Here is a 19996-nt window from a genome sequence, read left to right on the forward strand (position 1 = left end):
GCGTTCCTGCGCAACACCTGGCGCGGCCTGACCTCGATGCGGACCGCGCTGGTCCTGCTGTTCCTGCTGGCCCTCGCCGCGCTGCCCGGCGCCCTGCTGCCGCAGCGCTCGCTCGACCTGACCGCGGTCAACGGCTTCATCCGCGAGTACGGCTGGTGGGGCGAGCTGCTGGACCGCGCGCAGGCGTTCGACGTCTACTCCAGCGTCTGGTTCTCCGCGGTCTACCTGCTGCTGTTCGTCTCCATCGTCGGCTGCCTCATCCCGCGCACCGCGGAGTACTCCAAGGCCCTGCGCGCGCGGCCCGTGCTCACCCCGCGCAACCTCGCCCGGCTGCCCCACCACGACACCGCCGCCGACGGGCGCGACCCCGGCGAGGTCGTGGCGGCGGCCAGGCGGGCCCTGCGCGGCTGGCGGGTCGCCGAGCGCGCCGAGGACGGCGGCGCGCGCACGGTCAGCGCGGAGAAGGGCTACCTGCGCGAGACCGGCAACCTCGTCTTCCACTTCTCCGTGCTCGGCCTGATCGTCTCGCTGGCGGTCGGCAAGATGATCAACTACGAGGGCCAGGTCATCGTGCTGGCCAACGGCTCGCAGTTCTGCAACGCGGGCACCCTCGGCTACGACACCTTCCGCCCCGGCCTGCGCGTCGACGGCACCGACCTGACCCCGTTCTGCCTGCGGGTCAACGACTTCCGCGCCGACTACCTGCCCTCCGGCCAGGCCGACCAGTTCACCGCCGACATCGACTACCAGTCCGGCGCCGACCTGGACTCCGGCACCTGGCGGCCCTACACGCTGCGGGTCAACAGCCCGCTGCGCACCGAGGGCGACCGGGTCTACCTGCTCGGCCACGGCTACGCCCCGGTCTTCACCGTCACCTGGCCCGACGGGCAGACCCGCACCCAGACCATCCAGTGGCGCCCGGTGGACGAGCTGACGCTGCTCTCCGAGGGCGCCACCAAGTTCGAGCCGCCCGGCGTCACCGACCCCGTGCGGCGGCGCGCCGGGCAGCTCGCCGTGACCGGGCTGTTCGCGCCCACCCAGACCATCCACGGCGGCGTGCTCAGCTCCCGGTTCCCCGACCTCACCGACCCCGGGGTCGCCGTCGACGTCATGCGCGGCGACCTGGGCATCGACTCCGGGCGCGGGCAGTCCATCTTCGAGATCGACCAGTCCTTGGTGGACAGCGGCAGGCTCACCAGGGTCGCCAGGGAGAACCTGGCGCTGGGCGGGGAGATCACCCTCGACGACGGCACCCGCGTGCGCTTCGACGGCGTGCAGCGGTGGGTGTCGCTGCAGGTCTCGCACGACCCCACGCAGCTGTGGGTGCTCGGCTTCGCCGTGCTGATGCTGCTCGGCCTCGGCGTGTCGCTGATGGTCAAGCGGCGCAGGCTGTGGGTGCGCGCCGTGCCCGGCGACGATGGCCGTACCGTGGTGTCGGTCGGCGGGCTCGCCCGCACCGACCAGGCGGGGTACGGCGAGGAGTTCGACAGGATCGCGACCGCGCTGCGCCCGGGGAAGGAATCACATGCCGATCGATGACACTCTCGCCGGCTACAGCGACTGGACCTACGCCGCCGCCGCGCTGATCTACTTCCTGGCGCTCATCGCCTACGCCGTCGAGGGCGCCTTCGGCAGGGTCGGGACGCGCGCCGAGGCGCGCGAGCTGGTCGCCGCCGGGTCCGGCCCCAAGTCTGGCCTTGGGTCTGGCCCCAAGTCCGGCACCGCCTCGCCGGTCGGGATCGGGGTCCTCCCGGAGGCCCCGCGCCGGGCCACCCCCGAGCGGTTCGGGCGGATGGCCGTCGCGCTGACCGTGCTGGGCGCGCTGCTGCACCTGGCATCGCTGGTGCTGCGCGGCCTCGCCACCGGGCGGGCGCCGTGGGGCAACATGTACGAGTACGGCGCGGCCACGATGTTCGTCGCCGTCGTCGGCTGGCTCGTGCTGATGCGCCGCTTCGACGTGCGCAGGCTCGGGGCGTTCGTCATGACCCCGGTCGTCATCCTGATGTTCCTCGGCTTCACCGTGCTCTACGCCGAGGCCGCCCCGGTGCAGCCCGCGCTGAAGTCCTACTGGCTGGTGATCCACGTGATCGCGGCGGCGTCGTCCAGCGGGCTGCTGCTGATCCCGGGCGTGATCAGCCTGCTCTACCTGGTCCGGGTCAAGCACGACGCGCGGCCGAACCGGCTCGGCGGGCGGCTGGCCCCGGCCGACACCCTGGACCGCGTCGCGTACCAGACCACGATCTTCGCGTTCCCGATCTACACCTTCGGGATCATCGCCGGGGCGATCTGGGCGGAGTCGGCGTGGGGCAGGCCGTGGGGCTGGGACCCCAAGGAGACCGTCGCGTTCGTGGCGTGGGTCGTCTACGCCGGGTACCTGCACTCCCGGGCCACGGCGGGCTGGCGGGGGACGCGGGCGGCCGTGGTCAACTCCGTCGGGTTCGCCGTCGTCTTGTTCAACACGTTCTTCATCAACTTCGTGGTCAGCGGGATGCACTCCTACGCCTGACCCAGTGCGGCGCGTGCCGCGGCCAGCGACTACCGTCGCGACCGAGGGTTGGGCAGGACGAGGGAGAAGGGGCGCAGGGGTGACTGGACGCCCGGAAGAGTCGGACATGGCGTGGCGGCCACCCGCGGGCGGCGACCCCGGGGACTTCGGCCCCGCGCCCGAACTGGCCGATTCCCACTTGGTCGATCCCCATGTGGCTGACCCCCACCGGGCCGACTCCCACTTGGCCGAGGACGCGGGCACCGACTCGACGCCGCACCCCGGCTCGTCGGGACCGCACGACCTGCCCGGCCACTCCGGCAGGCTCAACCCGAACCAGTCCGGCCCGCACCCCGCGCCCGGCCACTCCGGACCGCACCCCGCGCCGGGGCAGTCGGGCCCGCACCACTTCGGCGGCCCCCCAGGGCCGCAGTACGGCCAGTCCGGTCCGCACCAGGTGAACCCGGCCAACTCCGGCGCGTACCCGGTCAACCCCGGCCACTCCGGCCCGCAGCCCGGCTACTACGTCGAGCCGACCCCGTCGGGCCCGCAGTACCAGCAGAACTACCCCGGCTACGGCTACCAGCGGCCCCAGCAGCCCGGCCAGCACCAAGTCGGCCAGCACCAGGTCGGCCCACAGCAGCCTGGTCCACAACAGGGGCACGGCGGCGACCTGTCCACCGCGCGGCTGGTCAAGCAGGTCAAGCGCGCCCCCCAGTCCGGCTGGCGGCGCGCGGTGTACCTGGCCAGCGGGCACCTGATCAACCCCGGCGAGAGCCCGGCCGACGTCCGCAGGCGCGACCTGATCGCCCGGGTCAACCAGCCCCTGCGCGGCTGCTACAAGATCGCCATGCTCAGCCTCAAGGGCGGCGTCGGCAAGACCACGACGACCACCACCCTGGGCTCGACGTTCGCCTCCCTGCGCGGCGACCGCGTCATCGCCGTCGACGCCAACCCCGACCGCGGCACGCTGAGCCAGAAGATCCCGCTGGAGACCACCGCCACGGTCCGCCACCTGCTGCGCGACGCCGAGCGCATCCGCCGCTACAGCGACATCCGGGCGTACACCTCCCAGGGCCCCAGCCGCCTGGAGGTCCTCGCCAGCGAGCAGGACCCGGCCGTCTCCGAGGCGTTCAGCGAGGACGACTACCGCCGCACGGTGACGCTGCTGGAGCACTTCTACAACATCGTCCTCACCGACTGCGGCACCGGTCTGATGCACTCGGCCATGAAGGGCGTCCTCGACCTGGCCGACTCCCTGGTGATCGTCTCGTCGGGCTCGGTCGACGGCGCCCGCAGCGCCTCGGCCACCCTGGACTGGCTCGACGCGCACGGCTACCGCGACCTCGTCGCCCGCTCGGTGGCGGTCATCAACTCCGTGCGCCCCGGCTCGGGCAAGGTCGACCTGGACAAGCTCGCCGCCCACTTCGGGGCCCGCTGCCGCGCCGTCTGCCGCATCCCGTTCGACCCGCACCTGGAGGAGGGCGCGGAGATCGAACTCGACCGCCTGCTCCCCGAGACCCGCCTCGGCCTCCTGGAACTGGCCGCCACCGTCGCCGACCACTTCCCCAGCGAAGTCCGCCGCCCCCACTAGGCGGCACCCGGCGAAAGACAGCTGTCCGGCGTAAAAACAGTCGTCAGCGAAGACAGCCACGGCGAAGGCAGCACCCGGCAAGGGCCGCTACCCGGCGAAGGCGCCCGTCGCCAGGAACTCGCGCACCACTGACGAGTACGGCGCCAGGTCCAGTCCCTGCGCGGCGATCCACTCGTCGGAGTAGTAGGTGTGGCCGTAGCGCTCCCCGCCGTCGCACAGCAGCGTCACCACGCTGCCCGCGCGCCCCGCGGCGAGCATCTCCGCGACGACGCCGAACGCCCCCCACAGGCTCGTGCCCGTGGACCCGCCGACCCGCCTGCCCAGGACCTCCGACACCACGCGGATCACCGCGATCGAGGCCGCGTCGGGCACCTTCACCATGCGGTCGATCACCGAGCCGACGAACGAGGGCTCCACCCGGGGCCGCCCGATGCCCTCGATGCGCGAGCCGCGGCAGCCGGTCAGGGTGCTGTCGGCGTCGCGCCAGGCGTCGAAGAAGACCGAGTTCTCCGGGTCGACGACGGCCAGGCGGGTGTCCAGGGCGCGGTAGCGGATGAACCGGCCGATGGTCGCGCTCGTGCCGCCGGTGCCCGCGCCGACCACGATCCACTCCGGGCGCGGGTGCGGTTCGAGGGCCATCTGCTCGAAGATCGACTCGGCGATGTTGTTGTTGCCGCGCCAGTCCGTGGCGCGCTCGGCGTGGGTGAACTGGTCGATGAAGTGCCCGCCCAGCTCGTCGGCCAGCCTGCGCGACTCGGCGTAGATCAGGCCGGGCTCGTCGACGAAGTGGCAGCGCCCGCCCTGGCGCTCGATCAGCGCCACCTTCTCCGGGCTGGTCGTGCGCGGCATGACGGCGATGAACGGCAGCCCGAGCATCCTGGCGAAGTACGCCTCCGACACCGCCGTCGACCCCGAGGACGCCTCGATCACCGGCGTGCCCTCGCCGATCCAGCCGTTGCACAGCGCGTACAGGAACAGCGAGCGGGCCAGCCGGTGCTTCAACGAGCCTGTGGGGTGGGTTGACTCGTCCTTTAGGTACAGCTGGATGTTCCAGGACGCGGGCAGGGGGAACGGCAGCAGGTGCGTGTCGGCGCTGCGGTTGGCGTCGGCGTCGATGATCCGGATGGCCTGGCACACCCACGCGCGGGCGCCCTCGACGCACCGGTCGAGCGCGGTCACCGCTGCGGGTCCTCGCCCCGCAGCTGCGCGCGCAGCCGGTCGCGCTCGGCTTGGCGGTGCTTGCCGCGCTCGGCGAGCCCGGCGGTGACCCTGGCGTTGAGGCCGCGGAAGATCAGCAGCCCCAGCGGGAACCCGACGACGACGGCGACGGCGATGCTGACCAGCAGCGGGACGTCGAACAGCAGCAGCACCGCGGTGACCGCCGCCACCAGGGCGATCCGGGCGGCGGTGTACAGGGCGATGTCGCGGCCGAGCGTGTCCTCCACGCCCGGCAGGCTACCCCGCGTCCCCGGCGTCGGCGGTGTTCGGCCTGCCCTCGAAGCGGGTGGACAGCACGACGGTGGACCGCGTGCGCGCGACACCGGCGATGCGCCGCAGCCGGTTGAGCGCCCGCTCCAGCTCGTCGACGGTGGCCACCCGCACCTTCACCACGAACGCCTCGTCCCCGGCGACCCGGTAGCAGGACTCGATCTCGGCCAGCCCGGCGAGCGCGTCGGCGACGTCCTCGTCGTCGGCGGTGTCGGTCGGGTGGATGCTGACCAGCGCGGTCACCCCGAGCCCGATGGCCCGGGGGTCGACGACGGCGTGGTAGCCGGTGATCACCCCGGAGGACTCCAGCTTGCCGACGCGCTCGTGCACCGCGGAGGCGGACAGGCCCACCTGCCTGCCCAGGTCCGCGTAGGTGACCCGGCCGTTCGTCCGCAGCGCTGCGATGATTCGGCGATCAACACTGTCCACAAGCGTGGAGCGTACGACCTCGGGACCGCGGTGTCCGAACCAGCCGATTTGTCCCTTACTACCTCTTTACCATCAGCCAACCGTTCGAGTACCCGGCGGGCGAGATGCCACGATGCTCCTGTTTGCTCCACATCTTCGGCGACTAGGAGGGAAGCTGTGACCGCGCACGTTGGCGAGCGACTGCTCACCCCGGGGGAAGTGGCCGCGTTGTTCCGCGTCGACCCCAAGACGGTCACCCGCTGGGCCACAGCGGGCCGGATCGGCTCCATCCGCACTCCCGGCGGGCACCGCCGCTTCCGCGAGTCCGAGGTCAAGACCCTGCTCGCCGAGCTGACGACCGAGGCGAACGGCCCGGCTGACCGGGCGTGACCGCCTGGGACACCCGCGAACCCGCCGCGAGGGGCTAACCTCGAACACCTCAAGGCATGGAGGTGACTCTCGATGGTGTATTTGCTCGCCGCGGTCGGCGCCCTCACGATCGCCGTCCTGATGTGGCGGGCGTTCGGCCCGCAGACCGCCGACATCGCGCAGCGCAGGCGACCCGCCTCGCTCGCCCCCGACGACGATCCCGACTTCCTCCGCAAGCTCGACGAGAGCAGGCGGCGCAAGCGGGACGAGGACACCCCGCCTGCCTGAGGACCCTCCTGCCGCCAGAATTCTGCCCGAGGGAATTCGGCCCAGGGGACTCCTGCTTGAGGAACCGAAGTGGTCGCCGTTCGCGGCGGCCACTTCCTTCGTCGGCGGGCTCATCCGCCGATGATGTGCAGCGCGGTGAGGCACCACCGGTCCCGGGTGCGGTGGGCGCGGGTGGCGAGGGCCTTGGCGCGGCGGGTCGCGGTGAGGGTGGCGGCGATCTCGACGGTGATGGGGTCCAGGTGGCAGGTGTGGACGCTGCGCAGCCGCAGGGTGGGGGGCTGGGGCGGGAGCGCGCGCAGGGCCGTGCGGGCGGTGGGGGTCAGGTAGGGGGCGAGCTGGTGGGCCGGGCGGCGCTGGGTGAGGACCTCGACCAGGGCGGTGAGCAGTTTGGCCAGGTCGGGGTGGACGGGCGCGCGGCCGACGGGGAACGGGGCGGCCCGGGGGTACGGGCGGCACGGGGTGTGCCGGGGTGCCGGGACCGGGATGGGCTCGTAGGTCGGTAGCGCGGTGAGCATGGGTTGTCCTCCCCGAAGGATCGATTCGGGGAAGAAGGGGCCGCCGCGACGGCGCCGCCGGGTCGGCCGCCCACGATCGCCGGAACCGCGGGGGAAACGCGGCGGGACGACACGCCCTGGTGTACGGGTCAGCCCCAGGCCAGCGCGGCGCCGGTGAGGACGGACCAGGCCAGCATGGCCAGGCCGGTCTGCTTGAGCACCGGGACCAGGGCGAGGCCGGTGGCGCCGGAGACGACGCGCCGGATCGCCGGGACCAGGATGGCGGCGGCGAGCAGGGCGAACAGGGCCGCCTTCGCCCCGACGGCCAGCAGCAGGCTCATGGCGAACGGGAACGAGACCAGCGACGAGTAGAGCAGCCGGGTGTTGGGCTCGCCCAGGCGGACGGCCAGGGTGCGCTTGCCCGTCACCGCGTCGGTGGGGGCGTCGCGGAGGTTGTTCGCCACCAGGACCGCCGCGGAGAACGCGCCCATCGACGCCGCGCAGGCCACCGCCGACCACGTGACCAGGCCCGCCTGGACGTACTGCGTGCCCAGGACCGCGACCAGGCCGAAGAACAGGAACACCGCGGCCTCACCCCACCCGGAGTACCCGTAGGGCCGCGACCCGCCGGTGTAGAACCACGCGCCCGCGATGCACAGGGCGCCGACGGCCAGCAGCCACCACAGGCCGCTCAGCAGCACCAGGACGAGCCCGGCCACCGCGGCCACGCCGAAGCAGGCGAACGCCGCCCCGCGCACCGAGTCCGGCGCGACAGTGCCGGAGCCGACCAGGCGCAGCGGGCCCACCCGGTCGGCGTCGGTGCCGCGGACGCCGTCGGAGTAGTCGTTGGCGTAGTTCACGCCCACCTGCAGCGCCAGCGCGACGATCAGGGCCAGCAGCGCGCGCGGCCAGGAGAAGGCGTCGACGGCGGCCGCGGCGCCCGCGCCCACCAGGACCGGGGCCACCGAGTTGGGCAGGGTGCGCACGCGCGCCCCGGTGACCCACTGCGTGAACGTCGCCATGCCCCCATCTTCGCCTACCGCTCAGCTCGGGAGCCGGGGTGTGGGGATGTGCACGCGCGTGCTGTCGCGGGCCTGCTCCCACCGCTCGCGCCATTGCGCGGGCAGCCCGCCGCAGCCGTGCACGAACGCCGCCACCGTCGCCCACTCGGGCAGCTGCCTGCCCGCCACCGCCGCGGCCAGCGCCTCGACCGGCACCCCGGTCGCGCGCGAGATCGACGCGAAGTCGGGCGTGCCGGACCGTCGCCGCAGCGCGCGCAGGTCGGCCGCGAATGTCTGCACCGAACCCGCCACCGGTCTCGCCACCGCAGGGACCTCCGTTCGCCAGCCCTCCCCATGGGACTGTCGCACCCGGTGATCGGTCCGTCACATCTCCGGCGCAAATTAGGCTGATCGGGCTAACGGATGTTCCACCCAGACGTTCGCCTCGACGTAGACCGCGTGATTCTGCGCCGGGTCGCAGTGCACTGGCGCCAGCGCGTTGGGCACCCGCACCGGGCCGGGTTCGTCGAAGGGCAGCCCGGTCCACTCCCGCCACTCGGCGAGGGTCCCGGCGATCGCCATGGACCGCGGCGCGACGCCGACGATCCGGCCGCCCGCGCGGACGTGCACCCGCAGCCACGGGTCGACGGGCAGGCCGTCCTCGCGCACCAGGCAGGCGTACTCGCTCATCGGCATGTCCGGCACGGCCGACTTCCCGCTGGGCCGCACGGGCGCGAGCAGCGTGTCGTAGCCCAGCCGCGCCGCGTTGGCCGACATCGCCTTCAGCATCACCGCCGAGAGCCCCGTGCCGCGCAGGTCCGGCTGCACGCACACCTCCAGCGCCGAGACCCGGTTGCCGCGCACGCCCGCGAGCCGGTCCAGCGTGGCCCGCATGATCACCTCGTCCCACCCGCCGACCGGCAGCTCCTCCCGCTCCCACGTGAAGGGCACCGTGTACGCCCGCGCGACCGCCCGCTCCGGCCGCGCGGGGTCGTAGGCCATGATGGCGTGCTCCGCGTAGACGGTCTCGCTCACGTTGTAATACAGCGGCGCGATCAAGTCGTGGTACATGAACTCCGGCCAGCCCCCGGGGAAGTCCTCCGCCAGGCCCGCCAACTCCGGCCGCTCCGCGAGCGTCGCCACCACAAGGTCCACAGTCGCCGGACGCTACCGGCCCGGCGACCGGGTGGGGAAACGGTTTTACCCGGCGGCGAACAGCGCGGCCACCGCCGCCCGGTCCACCTTCCCCGGGCCCCGCTCCGGCAGCGCGCCCACCACGGCGACGCGCCGGGGCACGGCCGCGGGGCCGAGGGCGGCGCGGACGGCGGCGAGCGCGGCGTCGTCCACCACGCCGACGACGGCCACCGCCACCCGCAGGCCCCACTCCGGGTCGGCCACCCCCACCACGCACGCCTCCTGGACCCCCGGCTGGGCCAGCAGCACCTCCTCGACCGCCGCGGGCGCCACCTTCACCCCGCCGGTGTTGATCACGTCGTCCGCCCGGCCGAGCACCCGCAGCCGCCCGTCGGCGACCGCGCCCAGGTCCGAGGTCTCGAACCACCCGTCGAACGGCGGCGAGCCCAGGTACCCGATGGCCACCGTCGGCCCGCCGAGCCGGATCACCCCGTGCCGGCCAGCGCCGCCCTGGATCACCCCGTGCCGGCCAGCGCCGCCCTGGATCACCCCGTCCCGGCCAGCGCCGCCCTGGATCACCCCGTCCCGGCCGGCCCTCTCCTGGCCAGCCCCGTTCTGGTCAGCCCTGTCCTGGACAGCCCTGTCCTGGCCAGCCCCGCCCTGGTCAGTCCTGTCTTGAGCAGCCCCGCCCTGGTCAGTCCTGTCTTGAGCAGCCCCGCCCTGGACAGCACCGTCGGCCAGCTCCACCCGCACCCCGTCCAGCGGCACGCCGTCGTACACGCACCCGCCCGCGGTCTCCGTCATCCCGTACGTCGTCACCACCGCCACCCCCGCGGCCCGGGCCGCCGACAGCACCGGGGAGGCCAGCGCCGCCCCGCCCACCAGGACGGCGTCGAACGAGCGCAGGGCCGCCAGCCCCGACCCGCCCCAGGCCAGCAGCCGGGTCAGCTGGGTGGGCACCAAGGCGGTGTAGCGGGGCCCGGAGGACGCCAGCACGTCCGAGGCGGCCTCCACAAAGGACCGACTGCGGAACGGGCCCGTGAGCACCCCCGGCGTCGTCCCGGCCAGCGCGGACCGCACCAGCACCTGCAACCCGGCGATGTGCGTGGTGGGCAGGGCCAGCAGCCACCGGCCCGGCCCGCCCAGCCGGGCGTGGGTGGCCGCCGCGGAGGCCACCAGGCACGACGCCGACAGCAGCACCGCCCGGGGCGTCCCGGTCGACCCGGAGGTCCGCACCACCAGCGCGGTCCCCGGCGGGGCGTCGACCGGCGGCCCGGCGTGCACGGTCGGGCCGCCCTCCAGCGCCGACCGCAGGGCCGCGAGCAGCTCCATCAGTAGTAGTGCGGGTACGGCGACCAGTCCGGGGGGCGCTTCTCCAGGAAGGCGTCACGCCCCTCGACCGCCTCGTCGGTCATATAAGCCAGGCGGGTGGTCTCGCCCGCGAAGAGCTGCTGCCCGACCAGGCCGTCGTCGATGAGGTTGAACGCGTACTTCAGCATCCGCCGGGCGGTCGGGGACTTGCCGTTGATCTCCCGCGCCCAGTCCAGCGCCTCGGCTTCCAGCGACTCGTGCGGCACGGCGCGGTTGACCGCGCCCATGCGCACCATCTCCTCGGCGGTGTACGCGCGGCCGAGGAAGAACACCTCGCGGGCGAACTTCTGGCCCATCTGGCGGGCCAGGTAGGCCGAGCCGTAGCCCGCGTCGAAGCTGCCGACGTCGGCGTCGGTCTGCTTGAAGCGGGCGTGCTCGGCGCTGGCCAGGGTCAGGTCGCAGGTCACGTGCAGGCTGTGCCCGCCACCGGCCGCCCAGCCGGGGACCACGGCGATGACCACCTTCGGCATGAACCGGATGAGCCGCTGGCACTCCAGGATGTGCAGCCTGCCCGCCTGCGCGGGATCGGCGGACGCGGCCGTCTCCCCGGCGGCGTACTGGTACCCGGTGCGCCCGCGGATGCGCTGGTCGCCGCCGGAGCAGAACGCCCAGCCGCCGTCGCGCGGGGAGGGGCCGTTGCCGGTGAGCAGCACCACGCCCACGTCCGGGCTCATCCTGGCGTGGTCCAGCGCCCGGTACAGCTCGTCGACGGTGTGCGGGCGGAAGGCGTTGCGGACCTCGGGGCGGTCGAACGCGACGCGCACCGCGCCGGTGTCGACGGCCCGGTGGTAGGTGATGTCGGTGAAGTCGAACCCCTCGACCGGGCGCCACGCCGCCGGGTCGAACAGCTCCGATACCTGAGGGTCAGCCACGTCCCGAGCTTGCCGGCCGCCGGTCGTGGCAGGCTGGCCGGGTGAACCCGTCCACCGCGATGGCCACCGTCGTCGTCGATGAGCTCGTCCGCAATGACGTGCGCCACGTCGTGCTCTGCCCGGGCTCGCGCAACGCCCCCCTGTCGTTCGCGCTGCACGCGGCCGCCGACCGCGTCGGGCTGCACGTGCGCGTCGACGAGCGGGCCGCGGGCTTCCTCGCGCTCGGCCTCGCCCGCGCGAGTGGCCGCCCCGCCGCCGTGGTCTGCACCTCGGGCACCGCGGTGGCCAATCTGCACCCCGCCGTCCTGGAGGCCCACCACTCCGGTGTGGGCCTGCTGCTGATCACCGCCGACCGACCGCCCGAGCTGCACGGCACCGGCGCCAACCAGACCATCGACCAGCGGGGCATCTTCGGCAGCGCCGCGGTCGCGGTGGACTTCCCGGTCGCCGAGCACCGCGCGGGCCTGAACCCGGTCTGGCGCGGCCTGGTCTGCCGGGGCGTGGCGCGGGCGGAGACCGGCAGGCCGGTGCAGCTGGACATCCCGTTCCGCGAGCCCCTGGTCCCCACCTTCGGCGACGAGTGGCCCGACTCCCTCGACGGCAGGCCCGACGGCGCCCGCTGGACGACCTGGTCGGCGCAGCGGACGCTGCCGGGCAACCGGGTCGACTTCGCCCTGCCCGCCAAGGCGCTGATGGTCGTCGGCAGCGGCGACCCGGTCCGGGCCCGCGCGGCGGCGGCGGTGGCGGCCAAGGCGGGCTGGCCGGTCATCGCCGAGCCGGTGGGCGCGGCCTCGGCGGTCGGCGGCGGGGCGCGCGTGCTGCGCGGCGGCCCGCTGCTGCTCTCCGGCGACCTGCCCGCGGCGCTGCGGCCCGACGCGGTGATCGTCGTCGGGCGGCCGACGCTCTCCCGCGGCGTGCGGGGGCTGATGGACCGGGCCCCGGTGTACGGCATCGGCGACCACCCGCAGTGGACCGACCCGCAGTTCGTCGCCACCCACGTGCGCAGCTGGCTCGACGACGACGACCTCGCCCACGTCACCGGCCACGACCCGGCCTGGCTGAGCGGCTGGGTGGAGGCCGAGACCGCCGCGGCGACCGCGGTGGAGAAGTTCCTCGGCGAGCAGCCGTGGCCCACCGGCCTGCACGTGGCCCGCGACCTGGTCGACGCCCTGCCCCCCGGCGCCACCCTGTTCCTGGGCTCCTCCAACCCGGTGCGCGACGTCGACCTCGTCGCCGAGCACCGCGCCGACCTCACCGTGTACGCCAACCGCGGCGTCGCGGGCATCGACGGCAACCTCTCCACCGCCGTCGGCGTCGCGCTGGGCTCCCGCGCGCCCGGGTACGCCCTGCTCGGCGACCTGACCTTCCTGCACGACACCAACGGCCTGCTGATCGGACCCGGCGAGGCCCGCCCCGACCTGACCGCCGTCGTGCTCAACGACGACGGCGGCGGCATCTTCAGCCTGCTCGAACAGGGCGCCGCCGAGCACAAGCCCGCCTTCGAGCGCGTCTTCGGCACCCCGCACGGGGTCGACCTGGCCGCGCTGTGCGCCGCCCACCGCGTCCCGCACGCGACCGCCGCCGACCCGGCGGAGTTCGCCGCGGCCCTGCGCCCGGCGCCCGGCCTGCGGGTGGTGGAGGTGCGCGCCGACCGCGGCCGCCTGCGCGACCTGCACGCCCGGCTGCGGGCCGCCGTCGCCGCGGCCCTGCGCTGATGTCGGCCAGGGGCGCGGCCACCCGCGAGCGCCTGCTGGCCGCCGCGCTCGCCCTGATCCCGGAGCTCGGCTGGGGCGCGGTCACCACCAGGGCCGTCGCCGAGCGGGCCGGGCTGAACCCCGGGCTGGTCCACTACCACTTCCCGACCGTCCCCGACCTGCTCACCGCCGCCGCCCTGGGCTTCTGCCAGTCCTTCGCCGAGAGCTGGGTGGACTTGCTCGACGGCGCCGGGGACGCCACCGAGGGCCTGACCCGGCTGCTCGCCGAGCTGGACAGGCATCCGCCGGAGGAGCCCGCGAGCAGGCTGATGGCCGAGATCATCCTGGCCGCCCCGCGCCACCCCGAGCTGCGCGATGGCCTGGCGTCGGTCGTCACGGCCACCAGGGCCCGCCTCGGCGACTGGCTGCGCGCCCAGTCCGCCTCGGACCCCGAGGCCCTGGCCGCGCTCACCCTGGCCGCCCTGGAGGGCATCGCCCTGCACCGGGCCATCGGCGCGGCCACCGACACCGCCGTCTACGTCCGTGCCCTCACCCGTGACCACTAGGCTTTTGAGCGTGCCGGTGCTCGACTCGAAGGCGCGGGTGCGCCAAGTCCTCGCCCGGGTCCTGGTCGTCATCGCGGGGTTGCTGACGGTGTTCGGCCTGCTGCTGATCGTGGCGGCCTTCGTCGAGGACGAGGCGATCGAGAACAACACCGGGCGGGCCGATGCGGACGTGGTCAGCGTCGGCCTCGACCGGACGCTGGTGCGGTTCCAGACCCCCGACGGCGCCGAGCACGTGCCCTCCGTCGGCGTGCTCTACCCCGAGGCGCTGGAGGAGGGCCAGGTCGTCCGCGTCGAGTACGACGTGCGCGACCCCGATCTCGTGCGGGTGGCCGGTCGCGGCGCCGCGCTGACGATCCTGCCGGTGACCAGCCTGCTCGCCACCGTATGGGCGGTCGTCGCCGGCGTCCTGTGGTGGCTGCGCAAGCAGGGCCCGCTGCACCTGCGCCCGCCGCACCGCAAGCGCCGGGTGTGACCGTCGTTGTGACAGCAATCCGCGAAATCCGCTTTCCGGTGTAACATCGCGGGTGTGGAGTTGGAGCGCGAGTTCGAGCGTGTCGTCGCCGCTGACCACCGGGTCGAGCCGCGGGACTGGATGCCCGACGGGTACCGCAAGACGCTGATCCGCCAGATCGCCCAGCACGCGCACTCGGAGATCATCGGGATGCAGCCGGAGGGCAACTGGATCTCCCGCGCGCCGTCGCTGCGGCGCAAGGCGATCCTGCTGGCCAAGGTGCAGGACGAGGCCGGTCACGGGCTCTACCTCTACGCCGCCGCCGAGACCCTCGGCGCCGACCGCGAGGACCTGACCACCAAGCTCATCGAGGGCCGCCAGAAGTACTCCTCGATCTTCAACTACCCGACGCTGACCTTCGCCGACGTCGGCGTCATCGGCTGGCTGGTCGACGGCGCCGCGATCGTCAACCAGGTGCCGCTGTGCCGCACCTCCTACGGCCCCTACGCGCGCGCCATGATCCGGGTCTGCAAGGAGGAGTCCTTCCACCAGCGGCAGGGCTACGAGCTGCTGCTGACGATGATGCGCGGCACGGCTGCCCAGCGGGAGATGGTGCAGCGCTCGGTGGACCGCTGGTGGTGGCCGTCGCTGATGATGTTCGGCCCGTCGGACACCGAGTCGACCAACACCGAGCAGTCGATGAAGTGGCGGATCAAGCGCCACACCAACGACGAGCTGCGCCAGAAGTTCGTCGACATGAGCGTCCCGCAGGCGCAGAAGCTGGGCGTCACCCTGCCCGACCCGGACCTGACGTGGAACGCCGAGCGCGGCCACCACGACTTCGGCGAGATCGACTGGACGGAGTTCTGGCAGGTCGTCAACGGCAACGGCCCCTGCAACGCCCAGCGGATCGCGCACCGCCGCGCCGCGCACGACGACGGCGCGTGGGTGCGGGAGGCAGCCGCGGCGTACGCGGCCAAAGCGAAGGAAGGCGCAGCGTGAGCAGCCCCCGGTCCTCCTGGCCCCTCTACGAGGTGTTCGTGCGCGGCAAGCGCGGCCTCAACCACGTCCACGTCGGCTCGCTGCACGCCCCCGACGACGAGATGGCCCTGCGCAACGCCCGCGACCTCTACACCCGGCGCAACGAGGGCGTGAGCATCTGGGTCGTGCCCGCCGCCGCGATCGCCGCGTCCAGCCCGGACGAGAAGGACCCGTTCTTCGACCCGGCGGGCGACAAGGTGTACCGCCACCCCACCTTCTACGCCATCCCGGAAGACGTCCCGCACCTGTGAACAACGCCTACGACGGCCTGCTCGACGCGGGCGAGGAGCGGCACTGGGCCTTCGGCACCGGCTTCACCGCCGCGCTGTCCGGTGTGGACCGCGCGCTGCCCGCCGACGTCGACCTCGATGACCTCGCCGCGTACTGCCTGATGCTCGGCGACGACGCGCTGGTCCTGTCCCACCGGCTGTCCGAGTGGTGCTCGCGCGCCCCGGAGCTGGAGGAGGACGTGGCGCTGGCCAACATCGCCCTCGACCTGCTCGGCCAGGCCCGCCTGCTGCTCACCCGCGCCGCCGAGGCCGACGGCGTGGCCTGCGACGAGGACACCCTGGCCTTCACCCGCGACGAGCACCAGTTCCGCAACGTCCGCCTGGTCGAGATCGACTGCGGGCCGGGCCCCGGCGGGGACTTCGCGGCCACGATCGCCCGGCTGCTGGTGTTCTCCACCTACCGGCTGGCCCTGCTGGAGCGCCTCGTCGGGTCGAGCGACCCGGTGCTCTCGGCGGTGGCGGCCAAGGGCGTCAAGGAGGTCGCCTACCACCGCGACCACGCCGCCCAGTGGACGCTGCGGCTCGCGGGCGGCACGGAGTTCTCCCGCGCGCGCATGATCGACGGCTTGGCCCAGGTCTGGCCCTACGTCGAGGAGCTGTTCACCGCGCACCCGGTGGAGACCCGGCTGGCCGCGGCCGGTCTCGCGGTCGAGCCCGCCGAGCTGCGCGCCGAGGTCGACGCCGTGCTGGGCACCGTGTTCGCCGCCGCGTCCCTCGACCGCCCCGAGCAGGCCCCGCTGGCCACCGTGGCGGGCCGCGCGGGCCGCGACGGCGTCCACACCGAGGCGATGGGGTACCTGCTGGCGGAGATGCAGCACGTGCACCGGTCGCTGCCGGGAGCGGTGTGGTGAGCGCGCGGGAGGTCGCCGCGGCGGTGCTGGACCCGGAGCTGCCGGTGCTGACCCTGGACGAGCTGGGCGTGCTGCGCGAGGTGTCCGAGGACGGCGACCGGGTGGTCGTGACGATCACCCCGACGTACTCCGGCTGCCCCGCCCTGGACGAGATGCGCGTCGACCTGACCCGCGCGCTGCACAAGGCGGGCTACGCCGCCGTCGAGGTGCGGACGGTGCTGGCGCCCGCGTGGACCACGGACTGGATCAGCGAGGCCGGGCTGCGCAAGCTCGCCGAGCACGGCATCGCCCCGCCCCGGCGCCTCGGCCCGCGCGCGGTGGGCCCCGTGCCGCTGAACCTGACCCCGCCGGTGTCGCGTGTGGACTGCCCGAGGTGCGGCTCCGCCCGGACGAGCGAGCTGTCGCGGTTCGGGTCGACCGCGTGCAAGGCCCTGCGGGTGTGCGGGGACTGCCGGGAGCCGTTCGAGCACGTCAAGGAGATCTGAGAGTGCGCCGCACCTTCCACGAGCTGCCGGTCGCGTCGGTCGACCGGCTCTGCGGCGACGCCGTCGCGGTGACCTTCGACGTGCCCGCCGACCTGCGCGAGGAGTTCGACTTCCGTGCGGGGCAGTACCTGACGCTGCGCCAGGTCGTCGAGGGGCGCGAGGAGCGGCGGTCGTACTCGATCTGCGCCCCAGCCGGCGCCGCTCCGCGCATCGGCGTGCGCCGGGTGGAGGGCGGGCTGTTCTCCGCGCGGCTGGTCGACTCGCTGCGGGCGGGCGAGGTGCTGGAGGTCATGCCCCCGACGGGCGGCTTCAGCCCCGACCTGGCCGAGACGGGCCACCACGCGTTCATCGCGGCGGGCTCGGGGATCACCCCGGTCCTGTCGATCGCGGCCACGGTGCTGGCCGTCCCCGGCAACCGCGCCACCGTCCTGTACGGGAACCGCCGCTCGGACACGGTGATGTTCGCCGAGGAGCTGTCCGACCTCAAGGACCGCTACCCGGACCGCCTGCAGCTGGTCCACGTCCTGTCCCGCGAGCCCGGCGAGGTGGAGCTGTTCTCCGGCAGGCTCGACGCCGCCCGGCTGAGCGCCCTGCTGGAGCGGGTCGTCCCGTCGGAGGACGTCGACCACTGGTGGCTGTGCGGCCCCTACGGCCTGGTCACCGACGCCACCGAGGTCCTCACCACCCGCGGCGTTGCCCCGTCCGCCATCCACCGCGAACTGTTCTACGTGGACGAACCCCCACCAGACCCCAAGCGCGCCGACGAGCGCCTGGTCGACGGCCCCACCGCCGAGGTGACCATCCTGCTCGACGGCCGCGAGACCACCATGTCCCTGCCCTACGACGAACCCATCCTGGACGCCGCCCAACGAGTCCGCGCCGACCTGCCCTTCGCCTGCAAGGGCGGCGTGTGCGGCACCTGCCGGGCAAAGGTGGTCACCGGCAAGGTCACCATGCGCCGCAACTACGCCCTCGAACAGCACGAACTCGACGCGGGCTTCGTCCTGACCTGCCAGTCCCTACCCACCACCGACACGGTGACAGTCGACTTCGACACCTGATCCATCGTGTGATTCCTTTTGCGCCGCACGTGGCTTCCCCTGAAACGCGGTACCGTCCGCAGTCGATGCCTGCGGCTGAAGGAGAAGTTACGTGGCTCGGCTCAGGGTGCAGGTGGATGAAACCCACCTCAAACAGTTGGTGGCGGGACCCAAGCGCGGCCTTGCTGAGCTGATCTGGAACGCCCTCGACGCCGATGCGACGACGGTTGTCGTGGAGGCTGTGACCAGTCCCCTGGGCGCGGTGACCGATCTGCTGGTCACGGATGACGGCCACGGCATCTTGTCGGAAGACGTACCCCAGGCGTTCGGCGCACTGGGCGGCTCATGGAAACGGGAAGCCCGCCTCAGTCGGGGGGATCAGCGCAAGCTGCACGGGATGCACGGCCAAGGTCGACTCGCTGCGTTCGCCTTGGGAGACCAAATCGAGTGGGCGAGCGTTGCCCGTGACACCGAGGGCGCCACCCACCTTGTCCGGATCGCGGGCAGGCAGGCAAAGCTGGATGAGTTCACGTTCTCCGACCCGGTCGCGGTGGACCGGCCCACCGGGACAGTCGTCAGGGTCGACCTGGTCAGGGACTCCGCAGCGAAGTACCTGGACCGGCAGTCCCTCGCGGACAGTCTGGCCGCTGAGTTCGCGATCTACCTGGAGCAGTACCGAAAAGTATCGATCACGTTCCGGGATGCCCGACTCGATCCGGAGGCGCTGCAGAAGGAGCGGACCGAATATCAGCTGAAGGTCAAGGGACTGGATGCCTCGCCGACCCTGCTGATCATCGAGTGGAAGAGGTCGGTCGACCGTGCTCTGTATTTCTGCACCGCCGATGGCATGGCGGTCGGGGAAACTAAGGTCGGAATCCAAGCGCCCTCTTTCGATTTCACCGCTTATGTGAAGTGGGACGGCTTCTCCGGTCACGACCACCTCCTTGGCGAGCTGGGCGGGGAGCCCTACGCAAGTGTCGCCGAAGCGGCCAGGGAGAGGCTGAAGCAACACTTCAAGGAGCGGCTGCGACGCCGACGGCGGGCGGTGATCGAGGAGTGGATAGCCGAGGGGACCTATCCCTACACCGCACTGCCGACCACTCCCATCGAAAGCGCCGAGCGGCAGGCCTTCGAGTTGGTGGCCTACGCGGCGGCGAGCACCGTGAACGGTGGCGACACCGCCTCGCGCAAGCTGTCCCTGCGTCTTCTCAAAGAGGCTCTCGAGACCAATCCCGGGAATCTGCACCACGTTCTCCGTGGAGTGCTCGACCTGCCTGCGGAGAAACTTGCCGAACTCAGTGGTCTGCTCGACCGGACCACGCTCTCATCGGTGATCTCCACAGCGAAGATCGTCAGTGATCGCCTGCGCTTCTTGAGTGGCCTCGACACGATGCTGTTCGACGACGCGCCGCGGCGGAGCACACTCGAGCGCAGGCAGCTTCACCGAGTGCTGGTCAACGAAACGTGGATCTTTGGTGAAGAGTACGCCCTGATGGGCGATGACGAGCCGCTGTCCAAGGTTCTTCGGAAATACCTCGCGTTCCTCGGCGAAGACATAGACCTCGCCGACAGCGGACCAGTGCTTCGCCATGACGGGACGACACCCATCCCGGATCTGGTGATGTCGCGGCAGGCCCAGCATGCCGATAGTCGTGTCGAGAACCTCGTGGTCGAACTGAAACGTCCCAACGTCATCCTGGGGGAGACCGAACTGAGCCAGATCGCGAAGTACGCCACCGCGGTGACCAGGGATGAACGGTTCAACCGCCCAGACGTCACGTGGGATTTCTGGCTGGTCGGCAACGACCTGGACGAGCTGGTGGAAGACCGCACCAGGCAGGTCGGACTGCCCCGAGGCTGCATCCAGCGCACAGCCAAGTACAAGATTTTCGTGTTCCGGTGGGCTGAGGTCATCGCCGCGGCTCGGCATCGCCTCAAGTTCGTTCAGAGCGCGTTGGACTTCACAGCCAGGCATGACGACGGAGTCCAGTACCTGAGGGACACGCACGCGAAGTACCTGCCGCCGATCCTGGCCGAAGCCTCCTCGGAGCCGGGCGACGTCTAGGCCGTGCCC

The 19996-nt window shown here is 72.7% G+C and carries 23 protein-coding genes; 14 read left to right on the forward strand and 9 right to left on the reverse strand.

What is annotated here, in order from left to right; all coding sequences use genetic code 11:
• Positions 1-36 precede the first annotated feature (36 nt).
• The 3 genes from resB to ACTG9Q_RS03685 all read left to right on the forward strand — a co-directional run bounded on the left by resB (position 37) and on the right by ACTG9Q_RS03685 (position 4079).
• Positions 37-1539: a cytochrome c biogenesis protein ResB gene (gene resB / locus ACTG9Q_RS03675; RefSeq protein WP_455571316.1), complete on the forward strand. Its 1503-nt coding sequence runs from the start codon at positions 37-39 to the stop codon at positions 1537-1539.
• Positions 1526-2506: a c-type cytochrome biogenesis protein CcsB gene (ccsB, locus tag ACTG9Q_RS03680; protein WP_455571127.1), complete on the forward strand. Its 981-nt coding sequence runs from the start codon at positions 1526-1528 to the stop codon at positions 2504-2506. Before resB ends, ccsB begins: the two co-directional genes overlap by 14 nt.
• 106 nt (positions 2507-2612) lie before the next feature.
• Positions 2613-4079, forward strand: a complete 1467-nt coding sequence (locus ACTG9Q_RS03685; protein WP_455571128.1) for an AAA family ATPase — start codon at positions 2613-2615, stop codon at positions 4077-4079.
• A gap of 87 nt (positions 4080-4166) precedes the next feature.
• Here the strand turns inward: ACTG9Q_RS03685 and cds1 are convergent, their stop codons facing one another.
• Genes cds1 through ACTG9Q_RS03700 form a run of 3 tightly spaced genes read right to left on the reverse strand, consistent with a single transcriptional unit; the run spans position 4167 to position 5996 of the window.
• Entirely contained in the window at positions 4167-5258 is a 1092-nt protein-coding gene (gene cds1 / locus ACTG9Q_RS03690; protein WP_455571129.1) for an L-cysteine desulfhydrase Cds1, read from the reverse strand.
• The gene (locus ACTG9Q_RS03695) at positions 5255-5524 is read right to left on the reverse strand and encodes a DUF4229 domain-containing protein (RefSeq protein WP_455571130.1); all 270 of its coding nucleotides are present in this window, start codon (positions 5522-5524) and stop codon (positions 5255-5257) included. The genes cds1 and ACTG9Q_RS03695 overlap by 4 nt, the downstream gene beginning before the upstream one ends.
• Before the next feature lie 10 nt (positions 5525-5534).
• The gene (locus ACTG9Q_RS03700) at positions 5535-5996 is read right to left on the reverse strand and encodes an Lrp/AsnC family transcriptional regulator (RefSeq protein WP_455571131.1); all 462 of its coding nucleotides are present in this window, start codon (positions 5994-5996) and stop codon (positions 5535-5537) included.
• 156 nt (positions 5997-6152) lie between these two features.
• Between ACTG9Q_RS03700 and ACTG9Q_RS03705 the strand changes: the two genes are divergently transcribed.
• Both ACTG9Q_RS03705 and ACTG9Q_RS03710 read left to right on the forward strand, forming a co-directional pair.
• On the forward strand, positions 6153-6365 hold the full coding sequence (locus ACTG9Q_RS03705) for a BldC family transcriptional regulator (protein WP_455571132.1): 213 nt from the start codon (positions 6153-6155) through the stop codon (positions 6363-6365).
• Between the two features lie 72 nt (positions 6366-6437).
• A complete protein-coding gene (locus ACTG9Q_RS03710) occupies positions 6438-6632 on the forward strand; it encodes a hypothetical protein (protein ID WP_455571133.1) in 195 nt (64 codons plus the stop codon).
• A gap of 110 nt (positions 6633-6742) precedes the next feature.
• Here ACTG9Q_RS03710 and ACTG9Q_RS03715 read toward each other — a convergent pair whose 3' ends face one another.
• From ACTG9Q_RS03715 to ACTG9Q_RS03740, 6 genes are all read right to left on the reverse strand, one after another.
• Positions 6743-7147, reverse strand: coding sequence for an Rv3235 family protein (locus tag ACTG9Q_RS03715; protein ID WP_455571134.1), 405 nt, complete (start codon positions 7145-7147; stop codon positions 6743-6745).
• A 128-nt stretch (positions 7148-7275) separates the two neighbouring features.
• A complete protein-coding gene (locus ACTG9Q_RS03720; protein ID WP_455571135.1) occupies positions 7276-8148 on the reverse strand; it encodes a 1,4-dihydroxy-2-naphthoate polyprenyltransferase in 873 nt (290 codons plus the stop codon).
• Positions 8149-8169: 21 nt separating this feature from the next.
• Entirely contained in the window at positions 8170-8427 is a 258-nt protein-coding gene (locus tag ACTG9Q_RS03725) for a hypothetical protein (RefSeq protein ID WP_455571136.1), read from the reverse strand.
• A 102-nt stretch (positions 8428-8529) separates the two neighbouring features.
• Positions 8530-9270 carry an N-acetyltransferase gene (locus tag ACTG9Q_RS03730; protein ID WP_455571137.1) on the reverse strand — a complete coding sequence of 247 codons (741 nt, stop codon included), beginning with the start codon at positions 9268-9270 and terminating at the stop codon, positions 8530-8532.
• Between the two features lie 57 nt (positions 9271-9327).
• Entirely contained in the window at positions 9328-10593 is a 1266-nt protein-coding gene (locus ACTG9Q_RS03735) for an AMP-binding protein (protein ID WP_455571138.1), read from the reverse strand.
• A complete protein-coding gene (locus tag ACTG9Q_RS03740; RefSeq protein ID WP_455571139.1) occupies positions 10593-11504 on the reverse strand; it encodes a 1,4-dihydroxy-2-naphthoyl-CoA synthase in 912 nt (303 codons plus the stop codon). Before ACTG9Q_RS03740 ends, ACTG9Q_RS03735 begins: the two co-directional genes overlap by 1 nt.
• Positions 11505-11545: 41 nt before the next feature.
• Here ACTG9Q_RS03740 and menD point away from each other — a divergent pair, with 41 nt between their 5' ends.
• The 9 genes from menD (at position 11546) to ACTG9Q_RS03785 (ending at position 19987) form a co-directional block, all read left to right on the forward strand.
• Positions 11546-13219 (forward strand): 2-succinyl-5-enolpyruvyl-6-hydroxy-3-cyclohexene-1-carboxylic-acid synthase, encoded by a 1674-nt coding sequence (gene menD / locus ACTG9Q_RS03745; RefSeq protein ID WP_455571140.1) that lies wholly within the window; start codon positions 11546-11548, stop codon positions 13217-13219.
• Positions 13219-13764, forward strand: a complete 546-nt coding sequence (locus tag ACTG9Q_RS03750; RefSeq protein WP_455571141.1) for a TetR/AcrR family transcriptional regulator — start codon at positions 13219-13221, stop codon at positions 13762-13764. Before menD ends, ACTG9Q_RS03750 begins: the two co-directional genes overlap by 1 nt.
• A 10-nt stretch (positions 13765-13774) precedes the next feature.
• Complete coding sequence (locus tag ACTG9Q_RS03755; RefSeq protein ID WP_455571142.1) at positions 13775-14236, forward strand: DUF3592 domain-containing protein; 462 nt, start codon at positions 13775-13777, stop codon at positions 14234-14236.
• A gap of 54 nt (positions 14237-14290) precedes the next feature.
• Positions 14291-15217 carry a 1,2-phenylacetyl-CoA epoxidase subunit PaaA gene (gene paaA / locus ACTG9Q_RS03760; protein WP_455571143.1) on the forward strand — a complete coding sequence of 309 codons (927 nt, stop codon included), beginning with the start codon at positions 14291-14293 and terminating at the stop codon, positions 15215-15217.
• Positions 15214-15507, forward strand: coding sequence for a 1,2-phenylacetyl-CoA epoxidase subunit PaaB (gene paaB, locus ACTG9Q_RS03765; protein WP_455571144.1), 294 nt, complete (start codon positions 15214-15216; stop codon positions 15505-15507). Before paaA ends, paaB begins: the two co-directional genes overlap by 4 nt.
• Positions 15504-16397 carry a 1,2-phenylacetyl-CoA epoxidase subunit PaaC gene (gene paaC, locus ACTG9Q_RS03770; protein ID WP_455571145.1) on the forward strand — a complete coding sequence of 298 codons (894 nt, stop codon included), beginning with the start codon at positions 15504-15506 and terminating at the stop codon, positions 16395-16397. The genes paaB and paaC overlap by 4 nt, the downstream gene beginning before the upstream one ends.
• A complete protein-coding gene (gene paaD / locus ACTG9Q_RS03775; protein WP_455571146.1) occupies positions 16391-16882 on the forward strand; it encodes a 1,2-phenylacetyl-CoA epoxidase subunit PaaD in 492 nt (163 codons plus the stop codon). The genes paaC and paaD overlap by 7 nt, the downstream gene beginning before the upstream one ends.
• Positions 16883-16884: 2 nt before the next feature.
• Positions 16885-17943, forward strand: coding sequence for a 1,2-phenylacetyl-CoA epoxidase subunit PaaE (gene paaE / locus ACTG9Q_RS03780; protein WP_455571147.1), 1059 nt, complete (start codon positions 16885-16887; stop codon positions 17941-17943).
• 91 nt (positions 17944-18034) lie between these two features.
• Positions 18035-19987 (forward strand): ATP-binding protein, encoded by a 1953-nt coding sequence (locus ACTG9Q_RS03785; RefSeq protein WP_455571148.1) that lies wholly within the window; start codon positions 18035-18037, stop codon positions 19985-19987.
• Positions 19988-19996: the final 9 nt, after the last annotated feature.

The organism is Actinokineospora lacus (assembly GCF_053813445.1).